Origin of the sequence: Streptomyces reniochalinae (assembly GCF_003323735.1) — a bacterium.
GTDB lineage: Bacteria > Actinomycetota > Actinomycetes > Streptomycetales > Streptomycetaceae > Streptomyces > Streptomyces reniochalinae.
Genome location: NZ_QOIM01000033.1, coordinates 207,120 through 226,557, shown reverse-complemented (window position 1 = coordinate 226,557; position 19,438 = coordinate 207,120). Strand labels below are relative to the sequence as shown.

13 protein-coding genes are annotated in these 19,438 nt (G+C 73.3%); 9 read left to right on the top strand and 4 right to left on the bottom strand.

Annotation, left to right across the window (positions count from 1 at the left end):
* Positions 1–64: 64 nt before the first annotated feature.
* A complete protein-coding gene (locus DQ392_RS14355) occupies positions 65–1,324 on the bottom strand; it encodes an ROK family transcriptional regulator (protein WP_114015973.1) in 1,260 nt (419 codons plus the stop codon).
* Between the two features lie 174 nt (positions 1,325–1,498).
* Between DQ392_RS14355 and DQ392_RS14350 the strand changes: the two genes are divergently transcribed.
* From DQ392_RS14350 to DQ392_RS14315, 8 genes are all read left to right on the top strand, one after another.
* The gene (locus DQ392_RS14350; RefSeq protein ID WP_114015972.1) at positions 1,499–3,349 is read left to right on the top strand and encodes a peptide ABC transporter substrate-binding protein; all 1,851 of its coding nucleotides are present in this window, start codon (positions 1,499–1,501) and stop codon (positions 3,347–3,349) included.
* Entirely contained in the window at positions 3,346–4,296 is a 951-nt protein-coding gene (locus DQ392_RS14345) for an ABC transporter permease (RefSeq protein WP_114015971.1), read from the top strand. Before DQ392_RS14350 ends, DQ392_RS14345 begins: the two co-directional genes overlap by 4 nt.
* A complete protein-coding gene (locus DQ392_RS14340; protein WP_114015970.1) occupies positions 4,293–5,222 on the top strand; it encodes an ABC transporter permease in 930 nt (309 codons plus the stop codon). The genes DQ392_RS14345 and DQ392_RS14340 overlap by 4 nt, the downstream gene beginning before the upstream one ends.
* A 9-nt stretch (positions 5,223–5,231) precedes the next feature.
* Positions 5,232–7,370, top strand: coding sequence for a dipeptide ABC transporter ATP-binding protein (locus tag DQ392_RS14335; RefSeq protein ID WP_114016031.1), 2,139 nt, complete (start codon positions 5,232–5,234; stop codon positions 7,368–7,370).
* A gap of 107 nt (positions 7,371–7,477) precedes the next feature.
* Entirely contained in the window at positions 7,478–9,598 is a 2,121-nt protein-coding gene (locus DQ392_RS14330; protein ID WP_425470530.1) for a phosphocholine-specific phospholipase C, read from the top strand.
* Between the two features lie 205 nt (positions 9,599–9,803).
* The gene (locus DQ392_RS14325) at positions 9,804–12,230 is read left to right on the top strand and encodes an MMPL family transporter (RefSeq protein WP_245981454.1); all 2,427 of its coding nucleotides are present in this window, start codon (positions 9,804–9,806) and stop codon (positions 12,228–12,230) included.
* A 119-nt stretch (positions 12,231–12,349) separates the two neighbouring features.
* The gene (locus DQ392_RS14320) at positions 12,350–12,541 is read left to right on the top strand and encodes a hypothetical protein (protein WP_114015969.1); all 192 of its coding nucleotides are present in this window, start codon (positions 12,350–12,352) and stop codon (positions 12,539–12,541) included.
* A gap of 61 nt (positions 12,542–12,602) precedes the next feature.
* On the top strand, positions 12,603–15,740 hold the full coding sequence (locus DQ392_RS14315) for an ATP-binding protein (protein WP_181856419.1): 3,138 nt from the start codon (positions 12,603–12,605) through the stop codon (positions 15,738–15,740).
* On the opposite strand, the gene DQ392_RS34820 is transcribed toward DQ392_RS14315, so the two are convergent.
* The 3 genes from DQ392_RS34820 to DQ392_RS14300 all read right to left on the bottom strand — a co-directional run bounded on the left by DQ392_RS34820 (position 15,690) and on the right by DQ392_RS14300 (position 18,312).
* Positions 15,690–15,911: a hypothetical protein gene (locus DQ392_RS34820; protein ID WP_245981476.1), complete on the bottom strand. Its 222-nt coding sequence runs from the start codon at positions 15,909–15,911 to the stop codon at positions 15,690–15,692. The two genes, DQ392_RS14315 and DQ392_RS34820, sit on opposite strands and share 51 nt — an antisense overlap.
* A gap of 98 nt (positions 15,912–16,009) precedes the next feature.
* Positions 16,010–17,170 (bottom strand): PQQ-dependent sugar dehydrogenase, encoded by a 1,161-nt coding sequence (locus DQ392_RS14305; protein WP_114015967.1) that lies wholly within the window; start codon positions 17,168–17,170, stop codon positions 16,010–16,012.
* 146 nt (positions 17,171–17,316) lie between these two features.
* Positions 17,317–18,312, bottom strand: a complete 996-nt coding sequence (locus tag DQ392_RS14300) for an aldo/keto reductase (protein WP_114015966.1) — start codon at positions 18,310–18,312, stop codon at positions 17,317–17,319.
* 140 nt (positions 18,313–18,452) lie between these two features.
* On the opposite strand from DQ392_RS14300, the gene DQ392_RS14295 reads away from it, so the two are divergent.
* Entirely contained in the window at positions 18,453–19,430 is a 978-nt protein-coding gene (locus DQ392_RS14295) for a 2-hydroxyacid dehydrogenase (RefSeq protein ID WP_114015965.1), read from the top strand.
* Positions 19,431–19,438: the final 8 nt, after the last annotated feature.

The following is a 19,438-nucleotide window of genomic DNA, read 5'->3' as shown; positions in this document are numbered from 1 at the left end:
GATTGACGGGGAAGTGCAAGGCGGGAGGGGGTCGTCGAAAGGGGCGGGGCGGCCCCGGCGGTGCTCAGCGCGGTTCCGCCATCGGGGTCCCGGCCCCTCGGCCCGGTTCCGCCGCCGGGGCCGCGGGCGCCCGGCCCGTTTCCGCCGGGGCCTCGTGTACCAACTCGCGGAGCGCGGCGTGGCCCGCGCCGAGCAGCCCTGCGTCAGGACCCGTGGTCGAGGCGGTGATCACCAGGTCGCTGGTGGTCATCGGCAGGCAGCGTTCGTAGAGCATGCCGCGTACGGCGGCGACCAGCGGCTCCGCCGCGGCCAGCGCGCCACCGAGGACGACGGCCTGCGGGTTGAAGAAGTTGACGACGACCGAGAGCACCGTGCCGATGTGCCGCCCCGCCTGCCGGACCAGGGTGGTGGCCTGCGGCTCGCCGTCCCGCACCAGACGCAGGACGTCGGCGGCGCCGTCCACCCGCAGCCCGCGCTCCCGCACCGCGGCGACCAGGGAAGCGCCGCTGGCGACCGTCTCCAGGCAGCCGATGTTGCCGCAGGAGCAGGGGCGTTCGGCCGCCGCCTCCACCCGCACGTGGCTGATGTCGCCGGCCGCGCCGCCCGCGCCCCGGTAGAGCGTGCCGTGGCTGATGACGCCCGAGCCGATGCCGCGCCCCGCCTTGACCAGCACCAGGTGGCGCAGGTGGGGCAGGACGGTGCGGTGTTCGCCCAGCGCCATGACGTTGGCGTCGTTGTCGACGAGGACGGGCAGGCCGAGTGCGTCGGCGAGCCGGTCGCGCAGGTCGAACAGGTGCCACCCCGGCATGCGCGAGGGGGCCACCACCCGCCCGGCCTCGGTGTCGACGGGGCCGGGGAAGCCGACGCCGAGACCGCGGACGGTGCGGCCCGCGGCCCGCTGCCGTTCCGCGAGCGCACGCAGCCGCTCGACGAGCACTCCGAGTGTCGCCGCTGGGCCCGCGGCCAGGTCGAGGGCGTGCTCCTCGACGTCGGCGGCGCTGCCGGTCAGGCCGACTGCTGCGAGCCGCACGTGGTGGCTGCCCAGGTCGGCGGCGAGCGCGACGGCACCGTCGTCGGGTATCCGCAGCAGCCTGGGGCGCCGGCCGCCGCGCGAGGTGCCCTCGCCGACCTCCGTCAACAGCCCCTGGTCCACCAGCTCCTGCACCCGCGCGGAGACGGTGGAGGCCGCCAGGCCCAGTTCGCGGACGAGGTCGGCGCGTGAGGAGACGACGCCGCTCGCCACCAGGTCGAGAACGCGGGCCGCCGTGCCGGGCAGCCCCGCCGGTACGGCCGGGGCGCTCGGCTGCTGCGGTGCGGGGGGCATAGACACCTGTCCTGGTCACTCGTGCACGGGTCTTGGTTCGGTCGCCGAAGGAAGTGGCGGCTCCAACTTCCGTCAGTAGACACGATTTCCACAGAAGTGGCCAAGAGGTCTTGACCTTTTTTCGGAAGCCTCCGTACTTTGCTCGCTATCTTTGGCCGTTACACCGGAGGCAGCATGCGCCAGTCCAGGACTCGCACACGTGTCAGGGCGCGAATACACCGCCCCCACGGCCGGCTGCTCGCCTCGGTCACCCTGCTCGTCGCCACCGCGCTGCTCGCGGGCTGCGGGCCGAAGGTGGAGGCGGTCACCGATGTGCGGCCCGGCCAGGGCACACCCGTCGAGGGCGGCACGGCCGTCATGGCGCTCCCACCGGCGGCCACCCCCAACTGGATCTTCCCGATCGGCGCGCCCGGCTATCTGGCGACCTACAACAGCGCCATCCAGAACCTGCTCTACCCGCCGCTCTACACGCCCGAGCCGGACAAGAGCGGCAAGCTGACGATGGACAGTCCGCGCAACGTCGCGGACAAGCCCCGCTTCAGCGACGGCAACCGCACCGTCACCGTCACCCTGAAAAAGCGCTACCGGTGGAGCGACGGGGAGCCGGTGACCGCCGACGACGTGCGCTTCTGGTTCGAGCTGATCCGCGCCAACAAGGACGACTGGGGCGGCTACTCGCCGAAGCTGCTGCCCGACAACGTCGAGAGGTTCCAGGTGCTGGACGACCACACCTTCCGGCTGCGCCTGGACCGCTCGTACAACCCCGCATGGTTCACCGCCGACCAGCTCGAGTACTTCAAGCCGCTGCCCCGGCACGCCTGGAGCAAGAAGGGCGAGGACCCGAAGAAAGTCTTCAAGCGGCTGCTTACGCACGCCAAACAGCTCTCGAAGTTCGACAGCGACCCGCTGTGGAAGACCACGATGGGGCCCTGGCGCGTCGAGAAGTGGACCGCGTCGGGACACGTCTCCCTCGTCCCCAACAAGCGCTACGCCGGCCCCGACAAGCCGCACCTGGACCGGGTCGTCCTCAAACCGTTCACCACCGCGAGCAGCGAGTTCAACGTGCTGCGCGCCGGCGGCCTGGACTACGGCTACATCCCGCCCTCCGTCATGGCGCAGTCCGCGCACTTCAAGGAGACCGGCTACCGCATCGACCCGTGGGAGAGCTGGGGCGTCACCTACCTCGTCCCCAACCTCAACCACCCCGAGACGGGGCCGTTGATGCGGCAGCGGTACGTACGCAGGGCTCTCCAGTCCCTGATCGACCAGAAGGCGATCTCCAAGCACGTCTGGCACGGCAGCGCCGAACCCACGCTCGGCCCCGTCCCCTCGGCCCTGATGGAGGAGAACGCGCTGCCGTACGACCCGGAGAAGGCCCGCTCGCTGCTCGCCGCGCACGGCTGGAAGCGCGGCGAGGACGGGCACGGCACGCTGCGCTGCGCCGCACCGGGAACGGGCGAGGGGCACTGCGGAAAGGGCATCGACAAGGGACAGGAACTCGCCCTCGAACTCCTCTCCCAGTCGGGGTCGACGGAGACGTCCAACACCATGCAGGCGATCAAGTCGTCCTTCTCCCGCGCGGGCGTCCGGCTCGACATCCGCGAGCAGCCGCTGAACACCGTGCTGGGCACCACCGTGCCGTGCAAACCCAAGGAGCCGGTCTGCTCCCAGTGGCAGCTGGGCTTCTTCGGCACCCAGGGCAGCTGGATCTTCCCCGCCGAACCGAGCGGCCAGCAGCTGTTCGCCACCGGAGCGCCCTCCAACATGGGCAACTGGTCGGATCCCAGGACCGACGAGCTGATCAAGCGCACCGAGTACTCCGACGACGACTCGGCCATGCGCGACTACGCCCGCCACCTGGCCCGCGAGGTACCCGTGCTGTGGACGCCCAACCCCGCATACCAGGTCTCCGTCATCCGCAGTGACCTGCGCGGCGTCGACCAGAACCCCACGCTCACGCTGGCCCCCCAGGACTGGTACTTCGTGAAGAAGCCGGCGCGGGGCGGCAAGGGGGCCAACCGGTGACCCGCTTCCTGCTCAAGCGCACGGGCCAGGCCCTCGTCGTCCTCTTCCTCGTCTCCCTCATCGTCTTCGTCCTGCTGCACCAGCTGCCCGGCGGGCCCGCGCGCGCCATCCTCGGCCCGAAGGCCACCCCGGAGGCGATCGCGCACTTCAACCACCTCCAGGGCTACGACCGTTCCCTGCCCGTCCAGTACGGCATGTATCTCAAACGGCTGGTCACCGGCGACCTGGGGGAGTCCTACAAGCTCAATCAGCCCGTCTTGGCACTGCTGACCGAACGGCTGCCCAAGACGCTGCTGCTGACCGGCCTTTCCGTCGTGCTCGCCGCGCTGCTGGCCATCCCCCTCGGCGTCCTCCAGGCGGTACGGCGCGGCCGGCTCTCCGACTACGTGCTCACCGGCGCCGCCTTCGTCGCGTACGCGACCCCGGTCTTCTTCCTCGGCCTCGTCCTCATCCTGGGGTTCGCCCAGCAGTGGCCGCTGTTTCCCGCGGAGGCGCCCCAGGCCGAGTCGGTCGGCGGCGTCCTCGCCGAGCCCGCCGGGCTGGTGCTGCCCGTGGTCACCATGGCGCTGGGCATCATCGCCATGTTCAGCCGCTACATGCGCTCGTCCGTCCTGGACAACCTCGGTGAGGACTACGTGCGCACCGCCCGCTCCAAGGGCCAGTCGCAGGTGCGGGTGATGGCCAGGCACGTGCTGCGCAACGCGCTGATCCCGCTCGCGGGCCTGCTCGGGCTCTACCTGCCCACCCTCTTCAGCGGCACCCTCGTCGTCGAGTCGATGTTCAACTACCCCGGCATGGGGCTGCTGTTCTGGAACGCCGCGCAGTCCAACGACTTCCCCGTCCTGCTCGGCGTCACCCTCGTCGTCGGCGTCGCCACCGTGCTCGGCTCGCTGCTCACCGACATCGCCTACGCCGTCCTCGACCCCCGCATCCGGAGCGTCTCGTGACCGCAGAAGCCGCCACCCCGACCACACCGCAACCGGCCGCAGGGGAACCGGCGGACGACGACGGCCCGGACGCCACCCCGGGCCTGGCCCGCCGCACCCTCGCCGTCTTCGCCCGCAACCGGCTCGCGCTGCTCGGCGCGGGCCTGCTGGCGGCGCTGCTCGCCTTCTGCTTCCTGGGGCCGCTGGTCCACCCCACCGACCAGGTGCACACCGACCTCGACCAGGCCAGCCTCGCGCCCGGTGAGGCCGGCCATCCGCTGGGCACCACCGACCTGGGCTACGACATGCTGGGCCGGCTGATGCACGGCGGGCAGACCTCGCTGGAGGTGGGGCTGGCCGCCGGGCTGCTGGCCACCCTCTTCGGCACCGTCTACGGTGCGGTCGCCGGCTACTTCGGCGGCTGGGCCGACGCCGTACTGATGCGGGTCACGGACGCGGCGCTCGCCATTCCGGCGCTGTTCCTGCTGGTCGTCGTCGCGGCGATGGTCACCCCGAGCAAGCCGGTGCTGATCCTCGTCATCGCCTCCGTCGCCTGGCTCTCGCCCGCGCGGCTCATCCGCGGCGAGGCGCTGACGCTGCGCAGCCGCGACTACGTGCACGCGATGCGGCTGATGGGCGGCGGGGGAGGGCGCGCGGTCTTCCGCCACATCGTGCCCAACGCCGTCGGCACGATGATCGTCAACGCCACGTTCCAGATCGCCGACGCCATCCTCTACGTCGCCTACCTGTCGTTCCTGGGCCTGTCCATCCCGCCGCCCGCCGCCGACTGGGGCTCCATGCTCAGCTCCGGCATCACCTACACGCAGGTCGGCTACTGGTGGCTGATCTTCCCGCCGGGACTGGCGATCGTGCTCGTCGTCGCCGCCTTCAACTTCATCGGGGACGGCCTGCGGGACGCCTTCGACGTGCGGCTCCAGAAGAACTGAGGTGTCATGATGCCGACCACGCGGCCGACCGGGCCCGTACCGCCCGCCGAGCCCCCGCTGTCCGGCGCGCCCCTGCTGTCCGTCGAGGAGCTGCACCTGTCGATCGCCGGGCGCGACCGCGCGGGGGCCGAGCGCACCGTGCACGCGCTGGACGGTGTCTCCCTGCGGCTGGCGCCGGGGGAGGCGCTGGGCCTGGTGGGCGAGTCCGGCAGCGGCAAGACCATGACGGCGCTCTCCGTGCTCGGGCTGCTGCCGCCCGGCGCCCGGGTCACCTCGGGGCGCGTCCTGCTGGAGGGCACCGACCTGGCCGCCGCATCCGACCAGGTGCTGCGCCGGATACGGGGCGAGGCCGTCGGTGTCGTCTTCCAGGACCCACTCAGCTCCCTCAACCCGACCATGACGATCGGCGCCCAGGTCGCCGAACCGCTGCTGCTGCACCGCGACGTGAGCCGCGCCGAGGCCAGGGAGCGGGCGGTCGAGACGCTGCGCCTGGTCGGCCTGGGGCAGCCGGGCGAGCGGATGAAGAACTATCCGCACCAGCTCAGCGGCGGCATGCGGCAGCGTGTCGCCATCGCGATGGCGCTGGTGTGCGAACCGAAGCTGCTGATCGCGGACGAGCCGACCACCGCGCTGGACGTCACCACCCAGCACCAGATCCTGGAGCTGATCGGCGAGCTGCGCGAACGCCTGGGCATGGCCCTCATCCTGGTCAGCCACGACCTGGGGGTCATCGCCCGCCGTGTGGACCGCGTGGCCGTGATGTACGCGGGCAAGGTCGCCGAGCAGGCCCCCGTCGCACGGCTGTTCACCTCGCCGCGGCACCGCTACACCCAGGCGCTGTTCGACGCGCTCCCCGAGCGCGCCGCCGGCACGGGCCGCCCCCTGGCCACCATCCCGGGACTGCCGCCGTCGCTGACCAGGCGGCCCGCCGGGTGCCGCTTCGCCCCCCGCTGCGCGCACGCCACCGACGTCTGCCGCACCGAGGAGCCGGCGCCGCGGCCCGCCGACGACGCGGGCTTGCACACCTACGCCTGCTTCCACCCCGCCGACCCCGCGGCGCGCGCGGCCGCGGCGGGCGCGGCGGGCGTGGTACGCCCCGCCGAGGACGCTGCCGCCTGTCCGGGCGCCGACGCCGACGTGCTGCTCGGCCTCGACGGTGTGCGCAAGGAATACGCCCTGCACAGCGGCCCGTTCACCCGGCGCAGGGACCGCCGCCGGGTCAGCGCCGTCGCCGGGGTGTCCCTGACTGTGCGGCGCGGCGAGACCTTCGGCATCGTCGGCGAGTCCGGCTGCGGCAAGTCCACGCTGGGCCGCCTGGCCGTCGGTATGGAGAAGCCGACGGGCGGATCCGTACGGTTCGAGGGCGATGACCTCGCGACGCTGGACCGCGCCGGGCTGCGGGCCCACCGGCGGCGGGTGCAGCTGATGTTCCAGGACTCCTACGCCGCCATGGACCCCCGGATGCGGGTCGGCGCGATCCTGCGCGAACCGCTGGTCGTCCAGGGCGTGGGGGACCGCTCGGCCCAGGAGGAGCGCGTCCGTGAACTGCTGGACGAGGTGGGTCTTGAGCGCGGCGCCGTCCACCGGTACCCGCACGAGTTCAGCGGCGGCCAGCGCCAGCGCCTTGGTCTGGCCAGGGCGCTGGCGCTGGCCCCCTCGCTGGTGGTCGCCGACGAACCCGTCTCCGCGCTCGACGTGTCCGTACAGGCGCAGATCCTCAACCTGATGCGGGACCTGCAAAGGGAGAAGGGGCTGAGCTACCTGTTCATCTCCCACGACCTGGCCGTGGTCCGCTACCTCGCCGACCGGGTGGGCGTGATGTACCTGGGCTCGCTGGTGGAGACGGGGCCTGCCGCCGAGGTGTTCGCCCGGCCCCTGCACCCGTACACACGGGGGCTGCTGGAGACGGCCGACAGCGCCGTCGTGGGCGGTGCGCCGGAAGCGGAGCCCGCCAAGGGGGCGGGGCCGCTCGCGGGCGAGACCCCGTCGGCTGCCGACCCGCCCTCGGGATGCCGGTTCCGCACCCGCTGCCCGCTGGCCACCGACCTGTGCGCGACCACCCCGCCGGAGCCGACCGCACCCGCGGGGGAGGGGCACCTGGTGAGCTGCCACTTCCCCCTGCTGCCCGTCGCGGGCCGCGCCGGATAAGAAAATGTCCATCCGGAGACCTTTCGCGCGTCACCTTCGCCCGCTACCGTCCCTGTCGCGTTCGGCAATGGCCTACAAGTGAACCATTGGGTGGAGAGGCGGCAGGGGTGGCTGACGGGATATCGCGCCGGAGGGCGCTTTGCATGACGGCGGCGGCAGCGGGGCTCTCGGTCACCGGCTCCCTGCTGCCGCCGTCGTTGCGGCAGGCCATCGCGGCCGACGCCGGACACGGAGCGGGCCCCGGCGGCGGCGAGGGGCTCTCGGACATCCGGCACGTGGTGATCCTCATGCAGGAGAACCGCTCGTTCGACCACTACTTCGGCACGCTGCGCGGGGTCCGCGGCTACGGCGACCGCAACGCCGTCCAGCTGCCCGGCGGCACGAGCGTGTTCGAACAGCCGGGCGCCCTCGGTGCCGGCACCGTGCTGCCCTTCTCCGTCCGCGAGGCCGCCGAGACCCAGCAGCAGGAGGCCCAGTACATCGGCGCCCTCGACCACGGCTGGGAGGGCGGGGCCAAGGCCTGGCACGACGGCTGGATGGACAACTGGGTCACCGCCAAGACCGCCAGCACCATGGCGTACTACGACCGCGACGACATCCCCCTCCAGCGTGAACTGGCCGAGACGTTCACCGTCTGCGACGCCTACCACTCCTCCATCCACTCCTCCACGAGCCCCAACCGCAACCACCTGGTCAGCGGCTGGACCGGGTTCGAACCCTTGACCGGGAAGAGAGCCGTCGGCAACGACGCCTACGAGGAGGACACCCACCCCGGCTACACCTGGACGACCTACCCGGAGCGGCTTGAAAAGGCAGGCCGCAGCTGGCAGGTCTACCAGGAGTGGGACAACTTCACCGACAACAACCTGGAGTTCTACGCGTCCTTCAAGGCCGTCGCCCGCAAGGCCCTCGCCGAGGTGGAGGGGGCCGGGAACATGACGGCCTTCTACGGGAAGATGGCCGACGCCGACGAGGCGGGGCGCGCGGACCTGCTGGCCCGGCTGGAGAAGGGCCGCGCCACGCTCACCAAGGCCGAACGCAGCCTCTTCGACCGCGCCCTCGTGCGCGGTGAGCCCGGCACGACGGCCGACGCGTTCGCCGCCGACGTGGATGCGGGGCGGCTGCCCGAGGTCAGCTACCTGGTCCCCTCGGCCGCCGACTCCGAGCACCCGGGCAGCTCCTCACCGATCCAGAGCGCCACCTTCGTCTACAAGGTGCTGGACGCGCTGGGCCGCAACCCGAAGGTGTGGCGGCACACGGTGCTGCTGCTGATGTTCGACGAGAACGACGGCTACTTCGACCACGTGCCACCGCCCGTGCCGGGACGGGACGTCGAGGACGAGTACTGGCAGGGCAAGCCGACGGGCCTGGGCATGCGCGTGCCGATGACGGTCGTCTCCCCCTGGACCGTGGGCGGCTACGTGTGCTCCCAGGTCTTCGACCACACCTCGGTCATCCGCTTCCTGGAGCGCTGGACCGGCATCAGCGAACCGAACATCTCCGCCTGGCGGCGCACCGTCACCGGCGACCTGACCAGCGCGTTCGACTTCTCAGTGCGGCGCGCGCAGCCCACGGCCCATCAGCCGGGCCCGATCCCGCCGTTCACCGCCCGTTGGAGCCCGAGGCCGCCAGCGGACCAACGGCTGCCCAGCCAGGAGCCGGGACACCGCAGGGCGCGCCCCCTCCCGTACCAGCCGGACGCCGACGCGGTCCACGACACCGGAGCCGGGCGGGTGCGGCTCACCCTGCGCAACGCGGGACGCGCCGGCGCGCACTTCGCCCTCTATCCGTACGCGAAGGAGTACCCGGAGCCGCTCCACCTGGACGTGCGCGGGGAGCGGGAGGAGCGGGTGCCGGTCAAGGACGGTGCCTACCGGTTCACCGTCACGGGACCGAACGGGTTCAGGCGCGAGTTCTCCGGCAGCGCCCGTGGCGCGGTGGCGGGCGCCGGCGTGACCACGCGGATCGAGGGCCGCTCGCGGGAGCTGCGCCTGAGCCTGGCCAACGACGGCGAGCACACTCTCACCTTCCGTCTGGAGCCGCTCGCCTACAGCGACGAGGCGCCCCGCACCGTGCGGGTGGAGCCGGGGCGCCGGCGCGAGGTCGGATACCGCACCGCCGCGGCGCACGGCTGGTACGACCTGAAGGTCGGCGTGGCGGAGGACGACTCTTTCGGGCGGCGGCTGATGGGGCACATCGAGAACGGTGAGGAGTCGGTGACGGGCTGAGCGGCGGCGGCCCGCGGGTCCCGTGCCGGGCCCGGAACCGGGTCCGGCACCGGAAAGTTCCCGTGTGTGGCCGGGTTGTGGGTATCACCACAAAGGTCTCAAAGGATCTCTTGGGGATGGCAGGCTGCACAGGCGGTGGTTCCGGAGCGGTACGTTCCGCTCCGCGCCGTCCCGCCCGTGCCGAGACCCGAGACAGGCGACGCCCGTGACCGCTCTTGCCCGCTGGTGCCTCAGGCGCCGCTTGACCGTCCTGCTGCTCTGGCTCGCCGCGCTCGCCGGCGCGGTGAGCGCCGCGGCACTCACCGGCAGCGCCTACTCGGACGACTACGGCGCGGCGGGAACCGAGTCGGCCCAGGCAGCACAGCGGCTGGAGAGCGCCTTCCCCGACCGGCGCGGCGAGGGCGACACCCTCGTGTGGCACACCGACGAGGGCAGCGTGCGCGCCGCCCCCGTCAAAGAACGGATGTCCGAGACGCTGCGGGACGTCGCCGACCTGCCCGGCGTCGCCTCCGTACAGTCCCCCTACGCGCCCGGCGGCGAGAGCCGGATCAGCGAGGACGGCCACACCGCCTACGCCACCCTCACCCTCGACGCGCCCGGCGGCGAACTGGGCGAACAACAGGCCCAGCGCGTCCTGGAGACCGCCCGCGACGCCGCCGGGGACGGCCTCCAGGTCGAGGCCGGCGGCCCGGGCATCGCGCTCACCCAGGCGCCGAAGGCACAGCTGGCCGAGGTCATCGGGCTCGCCGCGGCCGCCGTCGTCCTCTTCCTCGCCTTCGGCTCGCTCGCCGCCACCGCGCTGCCGCTGATCACCGCCGTCGTCGCCGTCGGCACCGCGGCGGCCGGCACAGGGCTCCTCAGCCAGGTCATGACCGTCGCCGACTTCGCCCCCATGCTGGGCACGCTCATCGGTCTGGGCGTCGGCATCGACTACGCGCTGTTCATCGTCACCCGGCACCGCACAGGGCTGCGCGCCGGATTCCCCGTGCACGAGGCGGCACAGCGCGCCGTGAGGGTCTCAGGACGGGCGGTCGTCTTCGCCGGCGCCACGGTGTGCATCGCGCTGCTGGGCATGTTCATCCTGCGGCTCGGCTTCCTGGACGGAGTGGCACTCGCCGCCTGTCTCACCGTCGTCCTCAGCGTGGCCGCCTCCGTGACGCTGCTGCCGGCGCTCCTCGGCATGATCGGCATGCGGGCACTCAGCCGCCGCGAACGCCGACGGCTGACCGAGCACGGGCCGCGCCCCGAGGCGCCCACCGGCTTCGCGGTGCGCTGGTCCGCGTTCGTCGAGCGCCGGCCCAGACTGCTGGGCGCCCTGGCCGCCGTGCTGATGGCGGTGCTCGCACTGCCCACCCTCAGCCTCCACCTGGGCACCTCGGACCAGGGCAACGACCCCGCCACCAGCACCACCCGCAAGGCCTACGACCTGCTCGCCGGGGGCGAAGGCTCCGGGGGAGGCTTCGGCCCCGGCACCAACGGCCCCCTCACGCTGGTCGGCGAGGTCGACGGCGCCGGCGACAAGCTCGCCTTCGACCACCTGCCCGAGCTCCTCCGCTCCACCCCGGGCGTCGCCCGGGTCGCCGGGCCCGAATTCAACGGCAGCGGCGACACCGGAGTGATCACCGTCGTGCCCGACAGCTCACCCCAGTCCAAGGCCACCTCGGACCTGGTGGACCGGCTCCGCGAGGACGTGCTGCCCGAGGCCGGGGAAGGATCGGGCCTGCGCGTCCTGGTCGGCGGCCCGACCGCCGGCTACGACGACTTCGCCGGCCTCATCGTCGGCAAGCTCCCCCTCTTCGGCGGTGTCGTCATCGCACTCGGCTGCCTCCTCCTGCTGCTGGCCTTCCGCAGCATCGGCATCCCCCTCAAGGCCGCGGCCATGAACATCGCGGCCGTCGCCGCCGCGTTCGGCGTCGTCGTCGCCGTCTTCCAGTGGGGCTGGGGCAGCGAACTCCTCGGCCTGGGCAGCGCGGGCCCCGTCGAACCCTTCCTGCCCGTCATCATGATCTCGGTGCTCTTCGGACTCTCCATGGACTACCAGGTCTTCCTCGTCAGCCGGATGTACGAGGAGTGGCGGCTGACGGGCGACAACAGGCGCGCCGTACGGGTGGGCCTGGCCGAGACGGGCCGCGTCATCAACTCGGCGGCCGTCATCATGATCGCCGTCTTCGGCGCCTTCGTCCTCAGCGGCGACCGGCTGATCGCCATGTTCGGCGTCGCGCTCGCCGCCGCCGTCGCCCTGGACGCCTTCGTCCTGCGCACCCTGCTGGTGCCCGCCCTGATGCACCTGCTGGGCGGCGCCAACTGGTGGCTGCCCGGCTGGCTGGACCGCCGCCTGCCCCGCATCAGCATCGAACCGGAACCCGCCACAGGCCCCCGCGCGGAACCCGCCGCACCCGCCCCGGGCCCCGGCACCGAATCCGCCGCACCGGCCCCGGGCCCCGGCACCGAGCCCGCCGCCCCGGGGCTCGGGCCCGTGGCCCACGGCCCCGCACCCGCGGCCCAGGGCACCCGACCCGTCGTGCCCGCGCCCGGTGCCGAACCCGCGGCCGAGCCTCCGGGCTCCGCACCCGCCGTACCCCGCCTGGGTCCGGCCGGGGGTCCGCCTAAGGCGGGTCGGCCCCGGCCCTAAGGCCCCCGGGTCGCGCAAGACGGGGCAGTTGCCCGATGTGGCGGGTCCCCCGCAGGCAGGAGTGTGGAGGTGTCAGGTCCGCAGGGACACCGCACACTCCTGCAAGGGGGCCGAGGGCCATGCTGTACGACCTCAACCACACCACCCACCACCTGCGCATGGACGACCTGCGCCGGGAGGCCGACCACGAGCGGCTCGTACGCCGGGCCCGGGACGCCCGCCGGGAACCCGGGCACGGCGTGCGCGCCTGGCTCGGCCGCGGGCGACGAGGGCGCCACGACGAGGGAACCGCCTGGGTCAGGGCAGCGTGAGGGACCGCGGGCGCTCCCGCTTTCCGGTCGGTGCGGGTGCCCGGTGACGGTGGGGGATGCCATGCTGAACACCGTGCCGCTCACCACCGCCGTCAGCCCCGTTTTCGTCGGCCGCGCCGACGAGTTGGCCGCGCTCACCGAGGCGCTCGCCCGTGCCGAGGCGGGCACCCCGCAGGCGCTGCTGCTCGGCGGCGAGGCGGGCGTGGGCAAGACCCGGCTGCTGGAGGAGTTCCTGGAGCGGGCGCGCGCCCTCGGCGGCATCACCACGCTCGGCGGCTGCCTCGAACTGGGCGCCGACGGCCTCCCGTTCGCCCCGTTCACCACGGCGCTTCGCGGCCTGCGCCGCGCCGTCGACCCGGCCCGTCTCACGGCCGCCGCCGAGGGCCGCGAGGCCGAACTCGCCCGGCTGCTGCCCGACCTGGCGGTCCCCGCGCCCGCCGCGCAGCGCGAGGAGTACGCCGACCTCGCCGACGGAGCCGACGGCGGCCGCGCCCGGCTGTTCGAGGCCACCGCCCAACTGCTGGAGCGGCTCGCCGCCGACCGCACGCTCGTCGTCGCCCTCGAAGACCTCCAGTGGGCCGACCGCTCCACCAGGGAACTGGTCGGCTACCTCTTCCGCTCCCTCCGCGCCTGCCGGCTCGTCCTGCTGGCCACCTACCGCAGCGACGACATCCACCGCCGCCACCCGTTGCGCCCCTTCCTCGCCGAACAGGACCGGCTGCGCACCGTCCTCCACCTCGGCCTGCCCCGCCTCACCCGCGCCGAGGTCGGGGCCCAGATCACCGGCATCAACGGCACCGAGCCCGACAGCGAGCTGGCCGACGAGGTGTTCCGCCGCTCCGAGGGCATCCCCTTCTTCGTCGAGGAACTGACGGCCACCTGCGCGACCTGCTCCATCAGCGACTCCCTGCGGGACCTGCTGCTCGTCCGCGTCGAGGCGCTGCCCGAAGCGGCCCAGCGCGTGGTGCGCCTGGCCGCCGGCGGTGGCTCCGCCGTCGAACACGCGCTGCTGGCGGCCGTCGCAGGGCTCGGCGAGGACGCGCTGCTGGAAGCCCTGCGCGCCGCCGTGGGCGGCAACGTGCTGCGCGCCACGGCCGACGGATCCGGATACCACTTCCGGCACGCCCTGCTGCGCGAGGCCGTCCGTGAGGACCTGCTCCCCGGCGAACTCGCCCGTGTCAGCCGCCGCTACGCCGAGGCGCTGGAGGCCGATCCGTCACTGGTCCGGGCCGAGGAACGGCTGGCCCGTCTCGCGCACTACTGGCACCGTGGCCGGGACGCGGCCAAGGCGCTCCCCGCCGCGCTCTCCGCCTCCGTCGAGGCCCGCAGCCGGCACGCCCACGCCGAGGAACACCACCTTCTCGAACGCGTCATCGAGCTGTGGGACGACGTACCCGAGGAGGCCAAGGAAGACCTCCCCGCCCTCACGCTGCCGCGCGCCTTCCCCACCGGCGATCCACCGGGACCGGCCGCTGGAGCTCGCCCGCCGCGCTTCGTGGAGGTACTGGCCGAAGCCGTCGTCGCCGCCCGCACCAGCGGCGACGTGACCAGGGCCAAGGCGCTCACCCGCCGCGCGCTCGCCCGGCTCGACGAGGCACGGGACCCGCTCACCTGCGCCTGGTTCCAGCTCAAACTGGGCCTGCTGGTCGAAGAGGCGGGCACGGGCGACGGCTGGGCACAGATCGCCACGGCCCAGGAGCTGGTCCGCGGACTTCCGCCCTCCGCCGTGCACGCCAAGGTGCTCTCCAGCGCGGCCGGCTGGGGCTTGGTGCACCGCCCGGGGCGCGAGGCGCTGGCCACCGCCGTACGCGCCGTCGAACTGGCCCGGGTCGTCGGCGCCACCGTCATCGAACTCGACGCCCGCGTCACCCTCGGCACCCTCCTCGCCCAGTCGGGCGACCTCGAAGCGGGCCTCACCGAGATGGCCCGCGCGCGGGACGAGGCGGAGGAGGCCGGCATCACCGGCGTGGAGATCTGCGCCGCCACCAACATCGCCGTCGAACTGGAGCTGGCGGGGCGCTGGGAACAGGCGGCGGCCGAGGCCGCCCGCGCGGCCCGCGTCGCCCGCGAACGCAACCGCCCCAACTCCTACGCGGGCGCCCTCGCCTCCCACGCCGAAGCCCTCCTGTCGACGGGGGAGTGGGACGAGGCGGCCGCGCTCCTGGACGAGGCCAGACGCGCGGCGCGCGCCGCCGACGTCCGCGCCTGGGTCGCGCTCCTGCGGGCCCACCTGTCCCACGACCGCGGACACCAGCCGGGGCTGGAGGCCGCCGTCGACGAAGTGGTGGCCGCGCTCGGCAGCTCCCCCGTCGTGGAACCGCAGAAAGCCGTCGCGCTCCGGCACTTCACCATGGTCCTCGCCGCTCGCCGCGGCGACCTCCCCGAGGCCCGCGCCGAGCTGGCCCGCGCGCTGAAGGAGGGCTTCCGCCCCGGAAGTCACCCGCAGGCATGGGCCCTGCTGACGGCCGCCGCCACGCACGAGGCCGATACCCGCGGCCTCCCCGGCACCGACCACGAGCGCGGCCCCGTCCTGGACGGACTGCGGCGCGCCGCCCGCAAGCTGCCGCGGCCCGCACCCGTGTGGGAGGGGCACGCCCTGCTCCTGGAGGCCGAGCTCGCACGGGCCGCCGGAGCCAACGACCCGCACCGCTGGGAGGCCGCCGTCCTCGCCCTCGAAACCCTCGGCCGCCCCCACCCCCTCGCTCTGGCCCGCCTCCGCTGGGCGGAGTCCCTGCTGGAGACCGACGCGGCGCGGCGCTCCCCGGCAGGGCCAGGACCCGGCACGGGCCGCTCCCCTGACGAACTGCTGCGGGCGGCGGGCGCCGAGGCGCTGCGGCTGGGGGCGGCGCCGCTGCGCGCCGAGGCCGAACAGCTGGCGCTGCGCGCCCGGATCGCCCTGGACGACGATCCGTCCGCAGACACCGCACATACCCGGCGGGCCGTGCCCGCCGCCTGTGCCCCGGCCGAGTCGTTCGGACTGACCCGCCGCGAGCAGGGTGTGCTGGATCTCGTCACCGAGGGGCTGAGCAACCGGCAGATAGCCGAGCGGCTGCACATCGCGCCGAAGACGGCGAGCGTGCACGTCTCCCACATCCTCGCCAAGCTCGGCGTCGCCACGCGGGGCGAGGCGGCGGCCATGGCCTTCCGGCTACGCCTGGCCACCCCGCGGGGTGGCGCCGTGCCCGGGGCGGTCCGCTGACCGGCAGGGACGGTCCGTCGGTTCGCTGAGAGGGCCCGCTGGTCCGTCGGCGCGGGTGGCGCGCGGCGCGGGCGGCTCGGCTCCGGCGCGCGGCGCGGGCGGGCGGATGAGGACGTGCCCCGAGGAGAGGTCTATCGGCCCCGCCCCCGGATCGGTGCTGCCCGCCTGCACGCGGGTGTGCTCAAGGCGCTGCCTCTCGTCGTCGGTGTGCTTGCGATGCGGTGCGAACAACTGCTCCAGCAGATTGAACACCAGACCACCCGGTCCTCTCAGCGCACCTCGAGCCGGAGAATACGGTCGTCCCCCTTCTCCGGGGAGCCACGTCCGTCCGTCTCGCTCGTGACCAGCCAGAGCCCGCCGCCACCGGTGCCGGGGTCGGCGACGACCGTGCGGAGGCGGCCGTACTTGCCCTTCAGGAACGACTGCGGCTTGGCCACGGGTTCCCCGCCCTTGAGAGGGATGCGCCACAGCCGCTCGCCGCGCAGCCCCGCCATCCACACCGAACCCCTGGCCACCGCGACGCCACTGGGGGAGGCCTCGGCGGTGCGCCACTGCTCCACCGGGTTCCGGTAGCGCTTCTTCTCGCTCCTGCCCTCGGCGTCGGGCCAGCCGTAGTTCTTGCCCGGCTCGATGTGGTTGAGCTCGTCCCAGGTGTCCTGGCCGAACTCCGAGGCCCACAGCCGGTTGTCGGCGTCCCACGCCAGGCCCTGCACGTTGCGGTGGCCCCGGCTGTAGACCACGGAGTCGGTGGCGGGGTTGCCGTGTCCTGGGGGCTCGCCCTCGGGGGTCATGCGCAGGATCTTGCCGCCGAGCGAGTCCTTGTCCTGCGCGAGCCGACCGTCGCCGGACTCGCCCGTCCCGGCGTAGAGCATCTTGTCGGGCCCGAAGGCGATCCGGCCCCCGTTGTGCAGCCGGCCCTTGGGAATGCCCTTGAGAATCACGTCGGGCGCGCCCAACTGGTCGCCGGGCTCCTTCTTGTCGTCGTAGACCATGCGCACGATGCGGTTGTCGGACGCGGAGGTGAAGTAGGCGTACACCCAGCTGCCGGCCTGCTCGCCGTCGGGCGGCACCGCGATCCCCAGCAGCCCGCCCTCGCCGCCGGGTTCGACCCCGGGCACGGTGCCCAGCTCGGTCTTCTCGCCGCTGTCCGCATCGACACGCAGGATCTTCCCGGTGTCCCGCAGCGAGACCAGCAGGTCCCCGTCGGACAGCGGCGCCAGCCCCCAGGGCGATTCGAGCCCGGTCGTCACCGTCTCGGCGACCTTCACAGACCCCTTCGCCGGGGCCGCCTGGGACGAGGGGGTGCTGCCCGACGCCGACCGCCCTTCCTGGGAGGGCTCGGCGCCCGAGCCGCCGCCCCCGCCCGAACACCCCGCGGCCAGCACCACCGCACAGGCCAAACCGACACCCACACCCGTCGCACGTCGCACGCTCTGGCTCCTCGGCCCCTCGACACCGAACGCTCCCAGGGGACCACACGGAGCGGGCGCGGGGGAGTACCCCGCGCGGTCGCGGCCGACGCCGGCCCGGGTGAGGAAGCGGCGCCGGCTCACGGCCGGGCCGGGCGGCCCCTGGTTCAGTCCCAGGATCCCCGGGCCGTGGGCAGGGCCCCGATCTCCGCGAGGTCGTGCTCGGTCAGCTCCAGCGCCGACGCGCAGGCGTTCTCCGTCACCCAGTGCGGCTTCTTGGTCCCCGGGACGGGCACCACGTGCCGGCCCTGGGCCAGTACCCAGGCCAGCGCGATCTGTCCTGGTGTCGCGCTGCCGTGGCGGCGGGCCACCCGGCGCAGCCCGGCGACGATGGGCTGGTTGGCGGCCATCATGTCGGCGGTGAAGCGGGGGTGCCGCGCGCGCACGTCGTCGGGTTCGAAGCCGCCGCCGGTGGTGAGGGCGCCCGTCAGGTAGCCGTTGCCCAGCGGCATGGCGGCCAGGAACCCGATGCCGCGGGTCTCGCACCAGGGCAGCAGGGTGGCCAGGGCCTCCCTGGACCAGACGGACAGTTCGGCCTGTACGGCGCCGACGGGGAAGACCTGCTGGACCCGTTCGAGCTGCCGTATGGTCCCGTCGTGGATACCGGTGCCCGCGCGCCGGTCCGCGCGGGCGCCGACGGCGCAGAAGCCCAGCGCGCGCACCTTCCCCGCCGTCACCAGCTCGGCCATCGCACCCCAGGTCTCCTCGATCGGTACCTCGGGGTCGGCGCGGTGGAGTTGGTAGAGGTCGATGGTGTCGGTCTGGAGCCTGCGCAGGGAGGCGTCGCAGGCCCGGTGCACGTATCCGGGGCGGCCGTTGGCGACGATGTGCTGGTCGCCGACGAGCAGTCCGCACTTGGTGGAGACGAACGCCTCCTCGCGGCGCTCCTTGAGCACCCGTCCGAGCAGCAGCTCGTTGGTGAAGGGGCCGTACATGTCCGCGGTGTCCAGCAGCGAGACGCCGGCGTCCAGGGCCGTGTGCACCGCGCGCAGCGAGGTGACGCCGTGCTGCTCAGAGGAGGAGTAGGCCCAGCTCATCGGCATACAGCCCAGTCCCACGGCCCCCACACCGAGTGCTGCCGCACCGATCGTCCTGCGCTCCACCGCTTTCCTGCTCCCTCCGGGACGGACCCCAAACTAGCGGGCTCCCGGGTGTCACACACGTTTGCCCCGGCCACACTCTCCCCACGCGTCGCGGGAAGGCGCCCCTGACCTGTGGGGTGGCCGCCCCTTAGTCTCTCCTCATGGCTGACGCGACGGAGGTATGGCTCTCGCTCCCGCCGGAGAGTGTCGAGGGGCTGCCCGACTCCCTGACGTACCGGTACTGGAACGGAGAGGAGGAGTTCCCGGCGGACCCCGCTGACTGCGCCTTCTACGTCGTCCCCTATTACCTCGGTGCCGAGGTCGCCGTACGGCCGCTCGCCAGGATGACGGGCCTGAAGGTCGTCCAGACCCTCACCGCGGGCATCGACCACATCGCGCCCGCCATCCCACGCCTCCCCACCGGAACACGGGTGTGCAACGCCCGCGGCGTGCACGACGCGAGCACCGCGGAACTGGCCGTGGCGCTCACCCTCGCCTCCCTCCGTGACCTGCCCGGATCGGTGCGTGCCCAGGACCGCGGCGAGTGGCGTACCGACTTCCACCCCGCCCTCGCGGACCGCACGGTACTGATCCTCGGCTACGGCGCCGTGGGGGAGGCGATCGAGAAGCGGCTGCTGCCGTTCGAGGTCGCCGCCGTCCACCGGGTCGCCCGCTCGCCCCGCATCGCCGAACTGGGCCCTGTGCGGCCGCTGAGCGAGATCGACGATCTGTTGCCGCTCGCCGACGTCGTGGTAGTGGCGACTCCGCTCACCGAGCAGACCCGCGGTCTGGTGGACGCCGGATTCCTGTCCCGGATGAAGGACGGGGCGCTGCTGGTCAACGTGGCCCGTGGTGCCGTCGTCGACACCGGAGCGCTGCTGGCCGAGACGGGTACCCCGGCCTCCGCGCCGGGGGCCGGGGACGGTGTCCCGGGCCGGCTGCGGGCCGCGCTGGACGTGACGGAACCCGAACCTCTGCCCAGGGATCACCCCCTGTGGCGAGCACCCGGAGTGCTGATCACACCGCACGTCGGAGGGCCCACTTCCGCGTTCCACCCGCGCGCCAGAAGACTCGTCGGTGCACAGTTGCGGCGCTGGGCGGCCGGTGAGGAGCCGGCGAACACGGTGGCCGTGGCGTAGGTCGCGTA

Excerpts from the sequence above, each read along its gene's own strand:
- DQ392_RS14295 (WP_114015965.1), top strand. The coding sequence starts at position 18,453 with ATGGCTGACGCGACGGAGGTATGGCTCTCGCTCCCGCCGGAGAGTGTC.
- DQ392_RS14355 (WP_114015973.1), bottom strand. The coding sequence starts at position 1,324 with ATGCCCCCCGCACCGCAGCAGCCGAGCGCCCCGGCCGTACCGGCGGGG.
- DQ392_RS14350 (WP_114015972.1), top strand. The coding sequence starts at position 1,499 with ATGCGCCAGTCCAGGACTCGCACACGTGTCAGGGCGCGAATACACCGC.
- DQ392_RS14315 (WP_181856419.1), top strand. The coding sequence starts at position 12,603 with ATGCTGAACACCGTGCCGCTCACCACCGCCGTCAGCCCCGTTTTCGTC.
- DQ392_RS14320 (WP_114015969.1), top strand. The coding sequence starts at position 12,350 with ATGCTGTACGACCTCAACCACACCACCCACCACCTGCGCATGGACGAC.
- DQ392_RS14335 (WP_114016031.1), top strand. The coding sequence starts at position 5,232 with ATGCCGACCACGCGGCCGACCGGGCCCGTACCGCCCGCCGAGCCCCCG.